At 58.8% G+C, this 20,251-nt stretch carries 17 protein-coding genes; 10 read left to right on the top strand and 7 right to left on the bottom strand.

The features are described 5' to 3' along the window. Positions 1 to 4: 4 nt before the first annotated feature. The 6 genes from N6L25_RS10915 to N6L25_RS10890 all read right to left on the bottom strand — a co-directional run bounded on the left by N6L25_RS10915 (position 5) and on the right by N6L25_RS10890 (position 7,139). A complete protein-coding gene (locus N6L25_RS10915; protein ID WP_271980147.1) occupies positions 5 to 364 on the bottom strand; it encodes a DUF971 domain-containing protein in 360 nt (119 codons plus the stop codon). A gap of 57 nt (positions 365 to 421) precedes the next feature. Then, positions 422 to 1,750: an HslU--HslV peptidase ATPase subunit gene (hslU, locus tag N6L25_RS10910; protein WP_271980145.1), complete on the bottom strand. Its 1,329-nt coding sequence runs from the start codon at positions 1,748 to 1,750 to the stop codon at positions 422 to 424. Positions 1,751 to 1,762: 12 nt separating this feature from the next. After that, positions 1,763 to 2,293, bottom strand: a complete 531-nt coding sequence (gene hslV / locus N6L25_RS10905) for an ATP-dependent protease subunit HslV (protein ID WP_271980143.1) — start codon at positions 2,291 to 2,293, stop codon at positions 1,763 to 1,765. A gap of 200 nt (positions 2,294 to 2,493) precedes the next feature. Then, positions 2,494 to 3,123 (bottom strand): SPOR domain-containing protein, encoded by a 630-nt coding sequence (locus tag N6L25_RS10900; RefSeq protein WP_271980140.1) that lies wholly within the window; start codon positions 3,121 to 3,123, stop codon positions 2,494 to 2,496. A 33-nt stretch (positions 3,124 to 3,156) separates the two neighbouring features. Continuing rightward, the gene (gene argS, locus N6L25_RS10895) at positions 3,157 to 4,842 is read right to left on the bottom strand and encodes an arginine--tRNA ligase (RefSeq protein ID WP_271980138.1); all 1,686 of its coding nucleotides are present in this window, start codon (positions 4,840 to 4,842) and stop codon (positions 3,157 to 3,159) included. A gap of 137 nt (positions 4,843 to 4,979) precedes the next feature. Then, positions 4,980 to 7,139, bottom strand: coding sequence for a primosomal protein N' (locus N6L25_RS10890; RefSeq protein WP_271980136.1), 2,160 nt, complete (start codon positions 7,137 to 7,139; stop codon positions 4,980 to 4,982). A gap of 259 nt (positions 7,140 to 7,398) precedes the next feature. Between N6L25_RS10890 and rpmE the strand changes: the two genes are divergently transcribed. Next, a complete protein-coding gene (gene rpmE / locus N6L25_RS10885; protein WP_271980134.1) occupies positions 7,399 to 7,620 on the top strand; it encodes a 50S ribosomal protein L31 in 222 nt (73 codons plus the stop codon). 304 nt (positions 7,621 to 7,924) lie between these two features. Beyond that, positions 7,925 to 9,190: a malic enzyme-like NAD(P)-binding protein gene (locus tag N6L25_RS10880; RefSeq protein ID WP_271980497.1), complete on the top strand. Its 1,266-nt coding sequence runs from the start codon at positions 7,925 to 7,927 to the stop codon at positions 9,188 to 9,190. A gap of 69 nt (positions 9,191 to 9,259) precedes the next feature. Here N6L25_RS10880 and N6L25_RS10875 read toward each other — a convergent pair whose 3' ends face one another. Then, positions 9,260 to 11,704, bottom strand: coding sequence for a penicillin-binding protein 1A (locus N6L25_RS10875; protein ID WP_442915231.1), 2,445 nt, complete (start codon positions 11,702 to 11,704; stop codon positions 9,260 to 9,262). Between the two features lie 185 nt (positions 11,705 to 11,889). On the opposite strand from N6L25_RS10875, the gene N6L25_RS10870 reads away from it, so the two are divergent. The 8 genes from N6L25_RS10870 to N6L25_RS10835 all read left to right on the top strand — a co-directional run bounded on the left by N6L25_RS10870 (position 11,890) and on the right by N6L25_RS10835 (position 20,147). Beyond that, the gene (locus N6L25_RS10870; RefSeq protein ID WP_271980129.1) at positions 11,890 to 12,954 is read left to right on the top strand and encodes a pilus assembly protein PilM; all 1,065 of its coding nucleotides are present in this window, start codon (positions 11,890 to 11,892) and stop codon (positions 12,952 to 12,954) included. Then, positions 12,954 to 13,520, top strand: coding sequence for a PilN domain-containing protein (locus tag N6L25_RS10865; protein ID WP_271980127.1), 567 nt, complete (start codon positions 12,954 to 12,956; stop codon positions 13,518 to 13,520). Before N6L25_RS10870 ends, N6L25_RS10865 begins: the two co-directional genes overlap by 1 nt. Then, complete coding sequence (locus N6L25_RS10860; RefSeq protein ID WP_271980125.1) at positions 13,517 to 14,128, top strand: type 4a pilus biogenesis protein PilO; 612 nt, start codon at positions 13,517 to 13,519, stop codon at positions 14,126 to 14,128. Before N6L25_RS10865 ends, N6L25_RS10860 begins: the two co-directional genes overlap by 4 nt. A gap of 2 nt (positions 14,129 to 14,130) precedes the next feature. Next, positions 14,131 to 14,679, top strand: coding sequence for a pilus assembly protein PilP (locus N6L25_RS10855; protein WP_271980123.1), 549 nt, complete (start codon positions 14,131 to 14,133; stop codon positions 14,677 to 14,679). A gap of 65 nt (positions 14,680 to 14,744) precedes the next feature. Then, complete coding sequence (gene pilQ / locus N6L25_RS10850) at positions 14,745 to 16,793, top strand: type IV pilus secretin PilQ (protein ID WP_271980121.1); 2,049 nt, start codon at positions 14,745 to 14,747, stop codon at positions 16,791 to 16,793. A 125-nt stretch (positions 16,794 to 16,918) separates the two neighbouring features. Beyond that, entirely contained in the window at positions 16,919 to 17,485 is a 567-nt protein-coding gene (aroK, locus tag N6L25_RS10845; RefSeq protein WP_271980119.1) for a shikimate kinase AroK, read from the top strand. After that, entirely contained in the window at positions 17,478 to 18,593 is a 1,116-nt protein-coding gene (aroB, locus tag N6L25_RS10840; protein WP_271980117.1) for a 3-dehydroquinate synthase, read from the top strand. The genes aroK and aroB overlap by 8 nt, the downstream gene beginning before the upstream one ends. A 15-nt stretch (positions 18,594 to 18,608) precedes the next feature. Then, positions 18,609 to 20,147, top strand: a complete 1,539-nt coding sequence (locus N6L25_RS10835; RefSeq protein ID WP_271980115.1) for an AAA family ATPase — start codon at positions 18,609 to 18,611, stop codon at positions 20,145 to 20,147. The last annotated feature ends 104 nt before the right edge of the window (positions 20,148 to 20,251 follow it).

Below are 20,251 nucleotides of genomic sequence, written 5' to 3'. Positions count from 1 at the left end.
CGGATCAGGGGCTTCTCAAGCCCCCTTCCTGCTCCAGGCGGGCCAGGTAACGGCGCCAGTAATCGTCCTGATGCTGGCCCAGCTCACGCAAATACGCCCAGGTGAACAGGCCCGAATCGTGGCCATCGCTGAAGCTCAACTTCAGGGCGTAGTTGCCAATCATTTCCGCACCCGTGATTTCCACATCCTGCTTACCGGTTTGCAGCACCCCGGCTCCCATGCCGTGCCCGCGAACTTCTGCCGACGGTGAGTAAACCCGCAGCAGTTCGAAAGGGAGCTCAGCGCTGCTGCCATCGGCATAATCCAGGTGCAATAGTCGGCTTCGTTTGCGGATACGGATGTTGCTGGGGCGTTCGGTTGTCATAGTGGCGGTCCGAAAGCGGCAGGCCGGGGTCGTCAGGCCTGCCTTGGCGGTTGCGGGTTAGAGGATGTAACGACTGAGGTCTTCGTCCTCGGCCAGATTGCCCAATTTCTCATCGACATAGCTGGCGGTGATCTCGAAGTGATCGATGACACTGTCTCCCGCCTCAAAGGACAGGCTTTCCAGCAGCCGCTCGAGCACGGTATGGAGACGGCGGGCGCCGATGTTCTCGGTGCTCTCGTTCACTTTCCAGGCGACTTCGGCAATGCGGGTGATGGCATCTTCCGCAAACGTCAGGCTGACGCCTTCGGTGCCGACCAGGGCCTCGTATTGCTGAACCAGGGAGGCGTCGGGCTCGGTGAGGATGCGCTTGAAATCCTCCGGCGTCAGTGCCTGCAGTTCGACCCGTATGGGCAGCCGGCCCTGCAGCTCCGGGATCAGATCCGAGGGCTTGGCCAGGTGGAAGGCGCCCGAGGCGATGAACAGGATGTGGTCGGTGCGGATTGAGCCGTATTTGGTGCTGACCGTACTGCCTTCGATCAGTGGCAGCAGGTCGCGCTGCACCCCTTCCCGGGAGACATCGGTGGAGGCATTCTCCGAGCGCTTGGCGACCTTATCGATCTCATCGATAAATACGATGCCATTTTGTTCAACGGCCTGAATGGCCTTTTGCTTGATTTCTTCCTCGTTGACCAGTTTGGCGGCCTCATCGTCCTTGGCCCGGCGCAGGGCGTCCGCGACTTTCAGCTTGCGGGTCTTGCGGCGTTCGGAGGACATATTGGAGAACATGCTTTGCAGCTGAGAGGTCATCTCCTCCATACCGGGAGGTGCCATGATCTCAATGCCGGCTTTGGGGCTGCTCAGCTCGATCTCAATTTCCTTGTCGTCGAGATCGCCTTCCCGGAGTTTCTTGCGGAACAGCTGGCGAGTGGCGGAGTCTTGGCCTTCCCGGTTGTCGTCGGCGAAGTCCCTGGCCGGTGGCAGCAGGGCGTCGAGAATGCGCTCTTCCGCGGCGTCCAGTGCCCGGTTTTCGTGGCGCTTCATCTCTTGTTCACGGAGCATCTTCACAGCGGCGTCCGCCAGGTCGCGGATGATGGACTCCACGTCCCGCCCAACATAGCCCACCTCGGTGAACTTGGTGGCTTCCACCTTGAGGAAGGGCGCGTCCGCCAGTTTGGCTAATCGTCGGGCGATTTCGGTTTTACCGACACCGGTGGGCCCTATCATCAGGATGTTCTTGGGGGTGATCTCCTCACGCAGGGTGCTGTCGAGCTGCATCCGGCGCCAGCGATTCCGCAAGGCGATGGCGACTGCGCGTTTGGCGTCGTCCTGGCCGACGATGTGTTTATTGAGTTCGTGGACAATCTCTCGAGGGGTCATGGCAGACATGGTCGCTCCGGATCAATCGTTGACAGACAGCACCTCGAGGGTGCGGTTGTGGTTGGTGTAGACACAGATGTCAGCGGCAATATCCAGGCCTTTCTCGACAATCTCGTGGGCATTGAGGTCGGTGTTCTCCAGCAGCGCGCGGGCCGCAGACTGAGCGAAGGGGCCGCCGGAGCCAATGGCAATCAGGTTCTGTTCCGGTTCGATGACGTCGCCGTTGCCGGTAATGATCAACGAGGCGGTCTTGTCGGCCACCGCCAGCAGTGCTTCCAGCCGTCGCAGGGCCCGGTCGGTGCGCCAGTCTTTGGCGAGTTCCACCGCCGCGCGGGTCAAGTTGCCCTGGTGTTTTTCCAGCTGAGCCTCGAACCGCTCGAACAGGGTAAAAGCGTCTGCCGTGCCGCCGGCAAAGCCCGCCAGCACCTGGCCGTTGTACAGCCGTCGTACTTTGCGTGCGTTTCCTTTCATGACGGTATTGCCGAGGGATACCTGGCCGTCGCCACCCATGGCGACTTCGTCATCGCGTCGTACGGAAAGAATCGTAGTCATGTCGGCTCCAAATGCCCAAGGTGAAAAAAACCTCAGGTGAAAAATAGGTGAAAAATCTTTGAGTGAACGAAGATTGTTGGGGAGTTATGGAGGCGCAGAGGAGAATTTCAAGCGCTGCCTATGGTGGGGTAGCGGGGAAATGGCAGTAACGGCCGCCGGTTGGCCCGAATGGCCCCGACCCGGGGCCATGGCAACGGGGCTCAGCCGTCCTTGGGGATTTTTCGCACCAGCGGTTGGATGTTGATGGCGACCAGCTTGTCCAGTGCCGAGTTCATCTGGCTGCGGGTGGTGAAGGGGCCGACATTGACCCGATACCAGGTGGAGCCGCTATTGAGATCGATCCGGCTGACCTTTGCCCGCAGTCCCTGGAAGGCGATCTGGGCCCGTTGCCGCTCGGCATCACTCTGGCTCCGGAACGAGCCGGTCTGAACCAGGTAGTTGTAGGTCTGCTGTGCCGGCCCGGGGGTGTACTCCTCCACTTTGGGGGGGATGACTTCCGAGTCCGGTAACATCTCGTAGAAGCGGAAGTTCTGCGGCTGCTCGGCAGGTGCCCGTTGGTTACGGTTGGTGCTGATCGCTTCCGGCTGGGACTGACGGTCGTTGTCCGCTGGTTGGGCCGATGGCGTGCCGGGCTCCAGGGTATTGAGATAGAAGATAAAGCCGATGAATCCGCCAACGGCGGCCAGCGACAGGATCCAGCGCACAGATAACCCTCCTGACTGATGGCGGGCAGGCTGGGGCCTGCCGGAACGCTTGGCCGGCGCAGCCTTGCGGGGCGTGCGCCGGGGTGCCGGCTCGGGCCGGCTTTGCTTGGCATAATCTCGCGGCATGGCGGCGGTTACCCTGTCGGCTGTTGATGGCGCCTACATCTCTTCAGGCGCGCTGACTCCCAGCAGATCCAGGCCGTTGGCAATCACCTGACGTACCGCCAAATAGAGGCTGACGCGGGCATCGCGAATGGCGGTGTCCTCCACCAGCACCTTGTGGGCGTTGTAGTAGGTATGGAACTGACCTGCCAATTCGCGCAGGTAATGGGTCAGGTGATGCGGTTCCCGCTGGGCTGCCGCATTGGCCACCAGTTCGGGGTAGCGGGCAAGCTGGTTGGCGAGGTCTTTCTCCTCGTCCAGAGTCAGCAGGGCCAAGTCACCAAGGCTCTCATTCCTGTTGCGGGGTTGCCCTTCGTCCGCCAGTCTTCGCAGCACGCTGCAGATACGGGCGTGGGCATATTGAATGTAGTACACCGGGTTTTCATTGGTCTGGGAGCGGGCCAGATCAATATCGAAGGTCAACTGGGAATCCACCCGGCGTGCGGCGAGGAAGAAGCGAGTGGCGTCCCGGCCTACTTCGTCAATGAGGTCCCGCAGGGTGACATAGCTACCGGCCCGTTTGGAGATTTTTACTTCCTGGCCGGAGCGGGTGACCATCACCATCTGGTGCAGGACGTAGTCGGGCCAGCCCTTGGGGATGCCTGAATCTAAGGCTTGCAGTCCCGCCCGCACCCGGGTGACGGTGGAGTGGTGATCGGCGCCCTGTTCGTTAATGACCGTGGTAAATCCCCGTTGCCACTTGTCCAGGTGGTAGGCCACGTCCGGCAGGAAATAGGTGTAGCCGCCGTCCTGCTTGCGCATGACCCGGTCCTTGTCGTCGCCGAACTCGGTGGTCATCAGCCACATGGCGCCGTCTTTTTCGTAGGTGAAGCCGTTTTCGGTCAGGCGCTCCACGGTCGCCTCCACCTTGCCGTCCTGATACAGCGACGATTCCAGGAAGTAGACGTCGAAGGCGACGCCGAAAGCCTTCAGGTCGAGATCCTGTTCCCGGCGCAGGTAGGCCACGGCAAAGTCCCGGATGGCTTCCAGGTTGTCTGGGTCCCGATGACCGGTGACTTCCCGGTCATCGGCGGTGACGGTATCGCCCGCCAGGTAGCCGTTGGCCACGTCCACAATGTAGTCGCCGCGATAGCCGTCGGCTGGCCAGCTGTCGTCGTCAGGGCTCAGTCCCTTGGCTCGAGCCTGGACGGACAGCGCCAGATTGTTGATCTGGGCGCCGGCATCGTTGTAGTAAAACTCGCGGGTGACGCGGTGGCCGTTGGCTTCCAGCAGCCGGCACAGACAATCGCCGATCGCAGCGCCACGGCCATGGCCGACATGCAGGGGGCCGGTGGGATTGGCCGACACGAATTCGACCTGCACCGGTTCCCCTTGGCCATGGTTGTTGCGGCCGTAATCGTGGCCGTGCTCCAGAATGGTGTTTACCACCTCAAAGGCGCTGGCCGTGCTCATGAAGAAGTTGATGAACCCGGGGCCCGCGATTTCCACCTTGTCAACTGCCGCACTGGCCGGCAGTTTTTGGATCAGCGCCTCGGCCAGTTGGCGTGGCGGGCATCCGGCAGCTTTGGCGGCGACCAGGGCCACGTTGCAGGCGTAATCACCGTGGGCCTTGTCTTTGGTGTTGCCGACCTGGGGGGAAAAGGTCTGGTCCGAGGGTAACGTGCCTTCGGATTGGAGTGTCGCCAAGGCGGACTCGAGCAGTTCGGTAACGATCTCTTTCATGCTGTCGGATGATTCGGCTTGTGGGGTTGGGAGGTGGCGCGTCGGCGCCAAGGGATTAAGGGGGGCTATTATCCCGGAAAGCCCGCTGATTCTCAATGAAACCGGGTGGTGGCGAGACGATGCCTGACTTGGGGGGATCATCCGGTTTCCTGGGGATCGACGTCAATCTGCCAGCGGAGCCCGGTCGGCTGCCGAAGTTCTTCGAGGGCTGGGATCAGCCGGCTAAGCGTCTGGCCGAGGCGTTTGCGTTGATCACTGACCAACACCAGCTGTGCCCGGTGACGGTCGGCGCGGCGGGCAATAACGGCGGGCAGGGGGCCCCATACCTGAATCGGGGTTGCTGCGGTGAGGGTGCGAGCCTGGTCCAGGAAGCTTAGGCTGGCAGTCATGGTGGGGGCTTCGGCTCGAAGTATCGCCATGGCGCGAAACGGCGGGAGTTGCCCGCTCTCCCGTTCTTGCAGCAGTTGGTCGGCCATGGGCAGATAGCTGCCGTCACACAGGGCGGTCAAGAGGGGGTGGTCGCTGTGACAGGTTTGGATCAGTACCTTGCCTGGTACCGTGCCGCGGCCGGCGCGACCGCTGACCTGCAGCAGGGTCTGGATCAGTTGTTCTGGGGCGCGGAAATCGACGCTGAACAGACCGCCATCGGCATTGACCACCACCACCAGGGTGACATTGGGGAAGTCGTGGCCCTTGGCCAGCATCTGGGTGCCTACCAGGATGCAGGGGGCTCCGGTGTTCACGCGCTCAAGAATGGACTGAATGCTGCCCTTGCGTTGTGTGCTGTCGCGGTCGACCCGCACCACCGGGGTGTCGGGGAACTGCTCGGCAAGCACCGATTCCGTTCGCTCGGTACCCTGACCGATGGGCTTGAACGCCTCGCTCTGGCATTTGGGGCAATGTTCCTGGGCAGCGGTCTGATAATCGCAATGGTGGCAGCGCATGGCGCGATCACGGCGATGGTAGGTCAGCCGGGTGTCGCAGCGGGGGCACTCCATCAGGTGTCCGCAGTCAAAGCACATCATGACCGGGGCAAAGCCCCTGCGGTTCACGAAGATCAGCGCCTGTTGGCCGGAAGCCAGGCATTGCTGAATGGCGTTCAGAGCTGGTCTAGAGAGGCCTCCTTCGAGCGGGCGGCTGCGGACGTCCAGCAGTCTTACCGTCGGGGGCCGACTGCTGCCGGCCCGCTGTTCGAGTTTGACCAGGCGGTACTTTTCGTTACGGGCATTGTGGTAGGACTCCAGTGACGGCGTCGCGGACCCCAGGATTACCGGGCAGTGATTGAGGTGCCCGCGATAGACCGCCAGGTCCCGGGCGGAATAGCGGAAGCCTTCGCCCTGCTTGTAGGAGCCGTCGTGCTCCTCATCCACGATTATGGTGTTAAGGCCGGTAAATGGCAGCAGCACGGCTGAGCGGGTGCCGATCAGGATCACCGGCTCGCCGTGCCGAATTCGAAGCCAGGTTTCCAGGCGCTGTGAATCGTTGAGTGCCGAGTGCCAGACGGCAATGCGTTCGCCGAAGTAGCGACGAAAACGGGCTACGGTTTGCGGTGTCAGGTTGATTTCGGGAACCAGGACCAGGGCCTGCTGATCGGTCGCCAGATATTGCTCCAAATAATGCAGGTAGAGTTCCGTCTTGCCGCTGCCGGTGATGCCGTATAACAGGCTGACACTGAAGCCGTGGTCCGGTCCTGTCAGCTTGTCGAGCGCTGTTTGTTGGGCGGTGGACAATGGCGGCAAGGTGGCGCATTCGCTGGTGCTGGCTGGGGCCGCGTCGACCGCTCTCACCTGGCCGCGCTCCTCAAGCTGGCTCAGTTGTGCGCGGCTAAAGCCTGCCTGGGTGATGGCGCCGGTTGGTGTGGGCGTACCCTGCTGTTGTAGCCACTCCAGCAGCGCCCGTTGGCGATGGGCGCGTTTGGGGATGTCCTCGACATTGCCTTGGGGGATCCAGTGCTGCTCCTGTTTCGCGGTCGCCGGCTGGCCACGGCGAAGTGCCGGAGGCAGTGCCATGAACAGGCACTCCCCCAATGGGTGCTGGTAATAGGCGGCAGCCCAGGTTAACAGGGACAGGGTTTCGGCGGGCAGGGCGGGCCACGGCTCAAGCGCTTCGGCGACCGCTTTGAGGGTCAGGTTGGCCGGCGGCGGGGTGTCCGTTGCCGCAACGATGCCGATGGCCGACTGGCGGCCAAAAGGAATGCGCACCCGATGCCCTGGTTGCAGCGATAGTGAGTCAGGAAGCTGATAATCAAACAGCCTGCGTAGCGGTCGATTGAGGGCGATGCGGACAGTCGCGGTCACAGGGGCTCCGGTTCAGCTTGCTGTGGTGGTTGTGGTTGGGGCAACTGCGTACAGGTTGGGGGCTGGAGCTCTCATCCTGGTTTGCGGCTGTGCTTGCTAAGCGGGGCGTATGCAAGTAAGATTCGCGGTCTGTTTAAGGCCGGGCTTGATTGTGCACGGTCTTTTCCATTGATTCAATGCGGTGCCTGGCGCCCGAGTTGCTCTATAGGTTTTTGGCAACTCCGCGATCAGGTAGCGGCATGACCTACTGAGGTTCGCCATGAAAGAAGGTATCCATCCCAAGTACGAAGACATTACTGCCACCTGCAGCTGCGGTAATGTGATCAAGACCCGTTCCACCGTTGGCCAAGACCTGCAGCTGGACGTGTGCTCACAGTGTCACCCGTTCTACACCGGCAAGCAGAAGGTCATGGATACCGGTGGCCGTATCGACCGTTTCCAGAAGCGTTTTGGCGGTCGTATCGCTGGCAAGAAAGCGTAATCCACGATTTGGGTTACAGAAGAAGAGCGCCTTTCGAGGCGCTTTTTTTGTATCTGACGGTTGCCTCGGCGGTTGCTGGAATTGTTGGTCGGGCTGGTCATATTCTGCACAGGGGCCTTGTTTGAGCCGGGCCTTCGCGCCATAATGGCGCGCTCCGCCGGGTAAGGCCCTGGCGGGATATAAAGAGAGCACAGTTGACCAGGCTTGTGAAAGCCGATTTCTGCCCGGTTACGGCGACTGCCGCAGGGTGGGGTCAGCGACAACGTATCTCCGTCCTTTTAACGTGACAAACGGAACAGTGGCAATGTCTCAAGATCTGAAAACAGCAGCCCTTGAATATCACGCCCACCCGCGGCCAGGTAAAATTAGTGTAGAGATCACTAAGGCTACCCAGACTTCGCGCGATCTTTCTCTGGCGTATAGTCCCGGGGTTGCCGAACCGGTCCGCGAGATCGCAAAAGACCCAGAGAATGCATACAAATACACTGCCAAGGGTAACCTGGTGGCGGTCATCTCTGACGGTACTGCGATTCTGGGGCTGGGGAATCTTGGCCCGCTGGCAAGCAAGCCGGTGATGGAAGGTAAGGGTGTACTGTTCAAGCGCTTTGCCGGTATCGATGTGTTTGATATCGAGGTGGATTCAGAAAGCCCGCAGGCCTTTATCGAAACCGTTGAGCGTATTGCCGATACTTTTGGCGGTATCAATCTGGAAGACATCAAGGCGCCAGAATGTTTTGAAATTGAGCGCGCGCTGATCGAAAAGTGCAATGTCCCCATTTTCCATGATGACCAGCACGGTACGGCCATCGTCACCGCCGCCGGCATGATCAACGCCCTCGAGCTTCAAGACAAGAAGATTGAGGAAGCCAAGGTGGTTTGTCTCGGCGCGGGCGCCGCTGCCATTGCCTGCATGAAGTTGCTGGTCAGCTGTGGTGTGCAGTCCGAGAACATCTATATGCTGGACCGTAAGGGTGTGATTCACTCCGGTCGCGAAGACCTGAACCAGTATAAGGCGATGTTCGCCACTGAGACCGACAAGCGCACTCTTGACGATGCAATTGACGGCGCTGACGTATTCCTGGGGCTGTCCGGCCCGGATCTGCTCAGTGCTGAGCAGCTTAAGAAGATGGCGCCGAAGCCGATCGTTTTCGCCTGTTCCAATCCGGACCCCGAAATCAGTCCTGAAGTTGCCCTGGCGGCTCGCGATGACCTGATCATGGCCACCGGTCGTTCGGATTATCCGAACCAGGTTAACAACGTACTGGGCTTCCCGTTCATTTTCCGTGGTGCGCTGGATGTTCGGGCTACCGCGATCAACGAGGAAATGAAGGTGGCGGCAGTTCACGCCATTCGCGAGCTGGCCAAAGAGCCCGTTCCGCAGGAGATCTGTGACGCCTATGGCGTTGACAGCTTCGAGTTTGGTAAGGACTACATTATTCCGAAGCCTCTCGATGTGCGTCTGCTGGAAGCTGTGCCTGCTGCTGTCGCTCGCGCGGCAGTGGACAGCGGTGTTGCTCGCAAGGGCTACCCGGAGCACTACCCGCTCAAATCCATGGATGACATCCGATAATCCTGGGTTGAGACACAAAAAAACCGGCGGTTGATACCCGCCGGTTTTTTTGTGTCTGCTGTTCTGGGCTCAGAACAGTTCGGTGGGAAGCGAGGTTTCCGAACCGTTGCTTGGGGATGTGGTGCCATTGCCACTGATTGCCTCCAGTGGTGGCGGAGCATCTTCTTCCCTGAACAGCTCAAAGATGCCTTCCTCCTGGCCTGGGCGAGCGCGTTTGCCGGTGGCCGGATCGATCCGTACAGTCACGATGCCGTTGGGTTGGGGCATGAAGGCGTTAGCGGTGCCGTTGAGGGCAACGTTCATGTAGTCAATCCAGACCGGTAGGGCGGCAGTGGCCCCAAATTCACCCCGCCCCATTGGGCTGGGTTGATCAAAGCCAACCCACACTGTGGTGGCAAGGTCGTGGTTGAAGCCGCTGAACCAGGCGTCGCGCTGATCGTTGGTGGTGCCGGTTTTGCCGCCGAGGTCGGTGCGGCCAAGGGTCAGGGCCCGACGTCCGGTGCCGCGACGTATGACGTCTCTCATTATAGAGTGCAGAATGTAGACCGAGCGCTCGTCGGCAAGTCGCTTCATTGGGCGGATGTTCACCGGCTCCTCGAACGGATCGCGATGGGGCAGCTGGCACTCGTCCTCGCAGAGCATGACCTCGGGGGCCGAATAGAGGCTCTCGCCATTGCTGGCGCGGATTTCCTGGATCAGATAGGGCTGGACGTCGAACCCGCCATTAGCCAGGACGGCATAGCCGCGGGCTACTTCCATCGGGGTCAGCAGGCCGCTGCCCAGAGCCAGCGAAAGGTCCGCCGGGATCTGCTCGGTGGGGATGCCAAGCTGCTTGATGTAGTTGAGTGTATTCTGTATGCCGGTATCCCGAAGCAGGCGGATAGACACCAGGTTGCGTGAGCGGTACAGCGCCTCACGCAACCTGGTCGGACCATAGAACTGGCCCGAGGAGTTCTCGGGGCGCCAAGCGGTTTCCAGCTGCGAGTCGTCGAAGACAATGGGGGCATCATTAAAAATGGAGGCTGGGGTGAGTCCGCGTTCCAGTCCCGCCAGGTAAACGAAGGGCTTGAAGTTGGAGCCGGGCTGTCGTGTGGCCTGGGTGGCACGGTTGTACTTGGACTGATTGAAGCTGTAGCCGCCGGCCAGTGCCTCGATGGCGCCCGATTTCGCATTGAGGGATATGACCGCGCCTTGAACATCGGGCAGCTGTGAGAGGGCGACGTTTGTCACGGCCAGTTCGTCCCCAATTTCTGTGGCATCGGCGTTGACGGGCTCGACGTACACAACGTCGCCAGCGCTGACGATGTCGGACGGATGTTCGGGGGCTGGGCCGGTCACACTCTCGGTGCGGTAGGTCCTGGCCCAGCTCATTGTCGAGAAATCCATCTGCACAGGGCCAAGATCCCGGGCGATCAGTGCAACTCTGCCTTCGTCGTCGCTAACCGAAGTGACAGCCGCCGGGTAAAGCGCTTCGATTCTTGGGTAGTTGCGCAATTGGCGCTGAATGTCATCGCTCGAAAGGTCTGTCAGTTCCAGGTTGCCAATGGCGCCACGGAAGCCATGACGATGGTCGTAGGCGTGCAGTCCATTGCGCAGGGCCTCGGTGGCGGCCTGCTGCTTGTTTGAGTGAACCGTGAGTGTGACGGAGTAGCCGTCGGTGTAGGCGGCTTCGCCAAAGCGGCTGACCAGTTCGGAGCGCGCCATCTCGGCCACGTAATCGGCATCCACTTCCGTTGCCGGGGCGTTGTAGCTGGCGGTCAGCGGTGCGGAGGAAGCCAGTTCGAAGGCGTCCGGGGTGATGTAACCCAGGTCGCGCATGCGGCCGAGAATCCAGTTGCGGCGAATTTGTGCCCGATCGGGATTGGCCAGCGGGTTGAATGCCGAGGGGGCCTTCGGGAGTCCTGCCAGCATCGCCATCTGGGCGAGGCTGAGCTCATTGATGTTGCGGTTGTAATAAACCTGGGCGGCGGCCTGGAGGCCGTAGGCCCGGTTCCCTAGGTAGATCTTGTTGAGGTAGAGTTCGAGGATTTGGTCTTTCTCAAGTTCACGCTCGATCTGAACAGCCAGCAGTATCTCGTTGAACTTGCGGATAAATGTTCTGTCCCGTGACAAAAAGTAATTTTTTGCAACCTGCATGGTAATGGTGCTGCCGCCGGATTGGATTCGGCCGGTGGTCACCAACTCGATGGCAGCCCGCAGCAGGCCTTTGAAGTCGACCCCGATGTGTTGGTAGAAATTGGCATCCTCGGCCGCCAGAAAGGCTTGTAACTGGATTGTAGGGATCTGTTCGATTGTGATCGGTGCCCTTCTCTTTTCGCCGAATTCTGCTATTAATCTGTTGTCTGCGCTGTAGACCCGCAGAGGCGTTTGAAGCTTAATATCAGTAAGTTGCTCGACGGCTGGGAGCCCCGGCCTCAAGTAAAGGTAAAAGCTGGCGAAGGTGATCGCCGCCACGCTAAATCCGGTCAGGAAAAGCCAGGCAAGGATGCGTGAGGTTCGAAAGATTCGGGACATTTTTTCTGACAACTATTGGATATAGGTCTATCATTTGAGAAATTGCTTTAGGAAGAGGGTGACCCCTTCACTGCTACAGTGTCACTCAATGATTGGGAATTGGCATTGTAGACGGAAAACGGAATAAATTCTCTTAAATAAAAAACACATAACCCGGTGCAGGTAACCAGGTATAGGGTGAGCGCGTGTTCGGATTGTTTGGAAATAAATCCAGTGCAGTTCTGGGTGTGGACATCAGCTCCAGCTCAGTCAAGCTGTTGGAGCTCTCGAAACAGGGCGACCGCTTCAAAGTAGAAAGCTACGCGGTCGAACCACTCCCGGTAAATGCCGTCGTTGAAAAAAATATTACCGACGTTGAAGCCGTTGGCGAGGCGATTAAACGGGTGGCCTCTAAATCCCGGACCAGCCTTAAGCAGGTCGCTGTGGCCGTCTCCGGCTCGGCGGTCATTACCAAGCTGATCCAGATGAACGGTGGCCTTAACGAGTTCGAAATGGAAGACCAGATCGCCCTTGAGGCCGATCAGTACATTCCTTATCCGCTCGATGAAGTGGCGATCGACTTTGAGGTCCAGGGCCCGTCTGAGTCCAATCCGGACCAGGTTGAGGTATTGCTGGCGGCCTGTCGTAAAGAAAATGTGGATGTCCGGGAGGACGCCCTGGAAATCGCCGCTCTTACCACCAAGATTGTCGATGTGGAGGCCTACGCCCTGGAGCGGGCTTTTTCCTTGATTGAGTCCCAGTTCGAATCCCAGGGTGAGGATCTGGTGGTGGCCATCGTCGATATCGGTGCGACCATGACAACCCTGAGTGTGCTGGCAGAAGGCAAAACGGTTTACACCCGTGAGCAGATTTTTGGCGGCAAGCAGCTGACGGAAGAGATTCAGCGGCGCTACGGGTTATCCCTGGAAGAGGCTGGTCTGGCCAAGAAACAGGGCGGGTTGCCCGATGATTATGAGTCGGAAGTGTTGACGCCGTTCCGTGAAGCAGTGGTGCAGCAGGTAGCTCGTGCGCTGCAGTTTTTCTTCGGCGCCAGTCAGTACAATGCTGTCGATTACGTGGTGCTTGCTGGTGGTACGGCATCCATTCAGGGGTTGACTGACATGGTTGAAGAGAAAACGAGCACGCCAACGCTGGTGGCCAATCCCTTTGCGGATATGGCGGTGGGCTCGCGGGTAAACGCCTCTGCGTTGGGGAACGATGCGCCGTCACTGATGATTGCCTGCGGCTTGGCAATGAGGAGCTTTGACTAATGGCAAAGATTAACCTCAGGCCGTGGCGTGAAGAACTCCGGGCCGAAAAGCAGCAGCAGTTTGTGGTGATGATCGTGGGAGCGGCGGTTCTCGCAGCTGCGCTGGCTTTTCTCTGGAAGACTGATGTCGATAATCGCATTGCGTATCAGGAATCCCGGAATGCCTACATCCAGACAGCCACGAAGGAGCTGGATGCGCAGATCAAGGAGATCGAGGATCTGAAGCGGAAAAGAGACGAGTTGCTGGCGCGGATGCGGGTCATTCAGGATCTGCAGGGTAAGCGACCGGTCATTGTTCGGGTGTTTGACGAGTTGGTCAGGACTTTGCCCGAGGGGTTGTATTACACCAGTCTCAATAGAAAAGGGACGAGCCTGGAGCTGGTGGGGATGGCGGAATCCAATAGCCGCATCTCCGGCCTGATGCGGCAGTTTGACGGTTCGGATTGGTTTGCCAGCCCAAATCTCACTAATGTCGCAGCTGCCGACCGCGCGCGGGCAGGCTACAGTCAGTTCAACCTGTCCGTGAAACAGAAAACTCCAGAGCCCGAAGGGGAGGGTAGTGAATGAGCCTTGCGGACTCTCTGAAAAGCCTGAATGAATTTGATCTTGCCGATCTTGACGTCAATAACGCAGGTATCTGGCCGGCACCGATCAAATTCATCGTCGTACTCATTGTCTTTGGCCTGATCCTGGGTGGCGGTTACTGGTTCTTTGTGAAGGACCTCTACAGCCAGCTGGACCGAGTGGCTCAGAAAGAGCAAGAACTCAAGCAGCAATACGAGAGCAAGGCCTATCGCGTCGCGAACCTGGATGTATTCAAGAGCCAGATGGCCGAGATGGAGGAAACCTTTGCCGCGCTGGTGCAGCAGTTGCCCAGTGAGACGGAGGTACCCGGCTTGTTGGAGGACATCACGAATACCGCACTGGGGAATGGCCTGGACCTGAAGGCGGTCAAGTTGCAGCCGGAGCAGCGTCGCGACTTTTACGCAGAGCTGCCGATTAATATTCAGGTGTCGGGCTCCTACCATGAGCTGGCATCCTTTGTCAGCAGTGTGGCCGGCTTGCCCCGGATTGTGACGCTTCACGACTTAACCATTAAACCAATTGGCGGTAATGGCGAGAACCTCGATATGCAGGTGACCGCTCGCACTTACCGATACCGGGCTGGAGAATAAGCATGGCAGGAAAACATGCGGTAAGGGCCTGGCTGGGTATTTGCTTGGCGTCACTGTTAACCGGCTGCTCGCAAGGCGATGGGTATTCGGATCTGGACCAATTCATGGCGGAAACCCGGGCCAAGCCACGAGGGTTTGTGGAGCCGCTTCCGGAGTTCAAGGCCTATGAGGCCTTTAGCTACTCTGCGGCAGATCGGCGTGCGCCGTTTGAGCCGCCCATCGATGTCCAGCTCACCATGGTGGATCAGGCGCCGGAGAGCAACATTGAGCCGGATCTGGACCGGCCCAAAGAGGTGCTCGAGAATTTTGGTCTCAATGAGCTCACCATGGTAGGCACCTTGAGCGGTGCGGGCAGTTCGCTGTACGCGCTGATTGCCGACAGCGAGGGTGGTATTCACCGGGTTCGTGCGGGCAACTTCATGGGCACGAATTATGGCCGCATTATCGGTGTCAGCGAGGATCGAGTTGAACTGATAGAAATCGTTCCCAATGGCCGGGGTGGTTGGGTTGAGCGCCCCCGGTCCTTGTCACTGAACCAGGATGAGGGCTGAGGAGCGGCACTATGACTAGTCAGAATAAAATGCACGAACAAAATAGCTTGGGGTCGAGGCTCGCGATGTTCAGAAAACTAAATGTATTCGTCGGCGCGGTAGCACTGGGATTGCTTTCCAGTCTGGCCAGCGCAGTCACCCTGGAGGATGTCTCATTCTCCTCCTTGTCTGGTGACAGGACAGAAGTCACGCTCAAGTTTGATGGGGCGCCGCCTGAGCCATCAGGCTACACCATCGAACGACCGGCGCGCATCGCGGTGGACCTGCGGGATACCCAAAGCGGTCTGGAGTCCAGGAGCATTTCCCTGGGTACGGGCAACGCCCAGAGTATGACCATCGTTGAGACCCAGGACCGGACCCGGTTGATTTTCAATTTGCAGGAACTTCAACCCTACAAGACGACACGCACGGCGAACTCGCTGGTGCTGGTGATTGGTGAGGAAACGGTAGCTTCACCCTCGGCGCCGGCACAGCCTGTGGCTGCGACACCTTCCGCAGCGTCGATGGATGGTCTGGCCGGTGTGGACTTCCGTCGTGGCGAAGGTGGCGAGGGTCGGGTGATTGTCGACTTGGGCAGTGCAAGCCGCTCGGTCGATCTGTCCGAACAGGCCGGCAAGATTCGTCTGGTGATGGACAAAACCAAGGTTCCGATGGAGCTGCGCCGTCGTCTTGATGTGCGTGACTTTGCCACTCCGGTTACCCGCATTGATACCTTTGTGGAGGGTGACTCGGCTGTGGTGGAGATTCGACCGGAGGGGGATTACGATTACATCGCCTACCAGTCGGGAACGCAGTTTACCGTCAGTGTTGAGCAGTTGACCGTGGAAGAAGCGGAAAGTCTGCGTGAAGAGAAGTTTCCATACACCGGCGAAAAGCTCTCGCTCAATTTTCAGGACATTGAGGTTCGTTCGGTACTTCAGTTGATTGCGGATTTTACCGGTTTGAACCTGGTGGCGAGTGATACCGTCAGCGGCAGTATCACCCTGAGGTTGCAGAATGTGCCATGGGACCAGGCCCTGGATCTGATTCTGAAAACCAAGGGGCTGGATAAGCGTCAGGTTGGCAATGTGTTGCTGGTTGCTCCCGCCGATGAAATAGCGGCACGGGAAAAGCTTGAGCTCGAGACCAACAAGCAGATCGCCGAGTTGGCGCCGGTACGCTTGGATATCATTCAGGTAAACTACGCCAAGGCAGCCGATATTGTTGCCCTGATTCAGGCTGACAAGGAGCTGATCTCATCACGGGGCTTTATTTCGTCGGATGTGCGTACCAACACGATCAGCGTACGAGAGTCCACCGAGAAACTGGAACAAATTCGTCGCTTGGTGGAAACCTGGGATGTGCCTGTGCGTCAAGTGCTTATTGAAGCCCGTATTGTGCGCGCTCAAACTGATCTTGCCGAGGAAATTGGCGTGCAATGGGGGGCTGAGGGTCGAGGTACCGCAGATGGCGGCTCTGATCGCTTCGTCGTTGGCGGCAGTCAAATTGGAGCGGCGGGTATCGCTACGACTGGACCGCTTAATCTGCCTGCGGACCTGAATGTTGATTTGGGAGTGACTCGTGCCAATACGTCTTCGGTCGCCTTTGGCTACATCGGCACTGACTTCCTGATCGATTTGGAACTCTCGGCGTTCGAGAGTGACGGTCAGGCAGAAATTGTGGCCCAGCCAAAAGTAGTGACCGCAGATCGTCAAACGGCGAAGATCAAGTCCGGTGAGGAGATTCCATACCAGGAGGCCTCCTCCAGTGGGGCGACTTCCGTATCCTTCAAGGAGGCCGCTTTGTCATTGGAAGTAACCCCTCAAATCACCCCCGATGACAAGATCATCATGGACCTGACGGTAAATCAGGACTCCCGCGGCCAAGAAACCGCCGGTGTCCCTAGTATCAACACGAACGAAGTCACCACCCAGGTCTTGGTGCGCAATGGTGAAACCGTAGTGCTGGGGGGTATATTTCAGTCCGAAACCGCTACCACCACAGTCAAGACTCCGTTCCTGGGTGATATTCCCTACCTCGGGCGTTTGTTTACCAAGAACACCCGTATCGATGAGCGCAGTGAACTGTTGATATTTATTACCCCGAAAATCTTTGAGGGTGACCTGATCGACTGATCTGTCTCGTGGGGCGAGCCGCCGATTCATCGGCGGCTTTTTTTTGTCCGTCATTCGGTGCCAGCTTATGGTTTGGCAAGCCCTGTGCTATTCTCACCCGCCGAATGAGGTAAGAGTTATTTGTCATGTCGTTGCCAAAACGTGTTGTTCTAGTTGGGCCGATGGGCGCCGGAAAAAGCACCATTGGGCGCATGCTGGCCAAAGAGCTGGGCTACCGGTTTATCGACTCGGATCGGCTGATCGAGGAACGGTGCGGCGCGAACATACCCTGGATTTTTGATGTTGAAGGCGAGGACGGCTTCCGGCAACGCGAATCCGCCATGCTTTCAGAGGTGTCGGCGATGACACAGACCGTGCTTGCGACAGGGGGGGGCGCGGTCATGAAACCCGAGAATCACGCCTTTTTGCGCCATGATGCAACGGTGGTTTATCTCCGGACATCGATCGAACAGCAAGTGGAGCGAACCCGTAAGGATCGCAATCGGCCCTTGCTGCAGAACGATGATCCCGAGGCTGTGCTTAGGGGGCTGTTTGAGGTTAGGGACCCCCTTTACCGAAAACTGGCGCATATTGTTATGCACACCGACAAGAAAAGCCCTCGTTTGGTGGTGCGACAACTGCTTAATCGATTGAAGCCCAAGACACCGCGCCACAAACGGCGAGTCAAGAAAGAAGGTCGAAATCATGCCTGATGCACTGCGAGAGCTTACCGTTGAGCTGGGGGAGCGAAGCTACCCCATTTTGATCGGGGCAGGACTGCTCGGTACCCAGAATCTCAACCGCTATGTGGTTGGCCAACAGGTGATGATAGTCACCAATGAGACCGTTGCACCGCTGTATCTTGAGGCCGCAGAGCGCTGTTTTCCCGGCAAGCAGGTTGCCCGCGTGGTGTTGCCCGATGGCGAAAAATTCAAGGACTGGCAGACCCTGAATCTGATTTTTAACGCCTTGCTCGAACATCGCCATACCCGTAAGACCACGTTGGTTGCCTTGGGCGGTGGGGTGGTGGGTGATATGACAGGGTTTGCCGCAGCGTGTTACCAGCGTGGAGTGCCGTTTATCCAGATTCCAACCACTCTGTTGTCTCAGGTGGACTCGTCGGTGGGCGGTAAGACCGGGATCAACCACCCGCTGGGCAAGAATATGATTGGCGCCTTCCATCAGCCGGAGGTGGTGCTGATTGACACCGATACTCTGCAGACGTTGCCGCAGCGGGAAGTGGCAGCGGGATTGGCGGAGGTGATCAAGTACGGCCTGATTCGGAATACCGTATTCCTGGATTGGCTTGAGCAGTCAATGGCGCGGTTGTCGGAGCTGGAGCCTTCAGCGCTGAGCGAGGCCATTTATCGCTCCTGTGCCTGCAAGGCCGACGTGGTGGCGCAGGATGAACGCGAGGGCGGTCTTCGCGCGATTTTGAATCTTGGGCATACCTTTGGTCATGCCATAGAAACCTATGCCGGTTATGGCGAGTGGCTGCATGGGGAGGCGGTAGGCAGCGGTATGGTAATGGCCGCTGATCTGTCGCGGAGGCTGGGGCTGATCTCCGAGTCGGATCGTGCACGCGTGGAGCGCATTGTCTGTCAGGCGAAGTTACCCATCACCGTGCCTGCGGGCATGCAGCCGGACGATTTTCGCCGCTTGATGGCGGTCGACAAAAAGAACATTGATGGCGCATTGCGGTTGGTGTTGTTGAATGCATTGGGTGAGGCGGTCGTGGTGGCGGGTGCCGATCCGGATCGGCTGCAGGAAACACTGGCGACGTTCTGTCAGGGCGCTTGTCAGGGCTCTGGGCGCGAATAAGGAATAGGGTCTGGGATGAAGTCGGTCGAGCAAGGGTTGAATGGTCGTGAGGGCGGAGGCTTGTTTCCGCGACTGCAGGAGCGGTATGGCCTCCGTGAAGATCCGCTCGCCATCGAGGCGCCCTTTTTTCCCGACGCGCAGCGTCATCATGCGTTGGAATCCTTGCGGCACCTTTGCGGCTTTGGAGACATTGCCCTGTTGCTAACGGGCGCTCGTGGGGCCGGCAAGACTCGTTTGCTGGCGGAGCTTGTGCGTAGCGAGGCCGCCCGTTTGGACTTCCATTTCCTGGATGGCTCCCAGCTGACCAGTGCCCAAACTCTCACTAAAGCCTTGCTCGCTGTTGCTCACCAGGGTTTACAGCCAGATCAAGGCGCCCAAGAGGCGATTTTCGGTTTTTTTCGCTGGAGTGAGACCGCTACCCGGAAGGGGCGTCGTCTGGTGCTGTTGATTGATGACGCTGACCAGGTCCCTGCCGAGCTGATGCGATTGTTGTTGTCCGCATTTCTGGCTGCTGACACCGCTGCTGCTGCGGTTCCGGTATTCTGCGGCACGGACCTGCTGGCCGGACATTTGGGGTTTCAAGCAGCGGGTGAGCCTGTTGGGGTTCACCAGATCCATTTGCACCCGTTAAGCCAGCAAGAGGTTCGTGGCTATTTGGAGCCGCGGGTGGTGCAGGCTGGCGGGGCGGTGGACAAGTTGCTCAGTCCGTTAATGCTGCAGCGGTTAACGGATCTCAGTCAGGGCAGTTTTGGTCGGTTGAAGCGGGTGGCGCCTGCCGTGTGGTTGGATATGGCGCAGGGGCCAAGGCCGCGCCATGGGTCTGCTTTGTTAAGCACCTGGCGTTGGCCGGTGTTGGCGCTGGTGTTGCTGTTCGGATCCTGGTGGCTGATGTCGCAGCAGTACCAAGACACGCTGGGTCCGGCGGAACCTGGGGCTGCTCAATCGCCACCAGAACGCAGGAGCGTCACCATCGGTCCCGGGCATCCGGAGCTTCAACTGGCAGCGACGGAGCCGGCCTTTTCCAGGTTGCCGGACGACGAATTCGGGAGCTTGCGCCGTGACTCTGTTGCTGCCAACCTCTCGCCAGAGCCAGAGCCAGAGCCAGAGCCAGAGCCAGAGCCAGAGCCAGAGCCAGAGCCAGAGCCAGAGCCAGAGCCAGAGCCAGAGCCAGAGCCAGAGCCAGAGCCAGAGCCAGAGCCAGAGCCAGCCACGGCCCCGCCGGAGTCGCTGGCGACAGCTGGCGCGGAGGTGGAGTCCCAATTCCAGCCCCTGCGGCCGGAACGATTTGTCGGTCGGGGCGAGTTGCGTGCCCGTGCCGGCTTTACCGCGCAATACATTGCGGGCTATGAAGAGCGCACAGCGCTACGGTTTATGGAAATTCACCGTAATGTACCGCAGCTTCGCTATACCAGAAGCCTGCGCGATGGCCAGGATTGGTTTGTGGTATTCTATGGCGAGTTTTCAGACCGTTCGGAAGCTCGGATCGCATTGGAGCAGTTACCGACCAGTCTCCGCAAGGAACAGCCCTGGATTCGGACATTGGCCGATATCTGAGGCTCTGCCAGAAGTCCTACAAAAATACCTTCAGGGCGCGCCCCACAAGGGCTGGCACCGGTTCTCGGCCGCCTTGGATTTGCCGCCAAATTGCGTACGTATTT

The organism is Marinobacter sp. SS21 (assembly GCF_028369065.1).
GTDB lineage: Bacteria > Pseudomonadota > Gammaproteobacteria > Pseudomonadales > Oleiphilaceae > Marinobacter.
The sequence above is the reverse complement of the archived record's forward strand: the minus strand, read 5'-3'. Positions and strand labels throughout refer to the sequence as shown.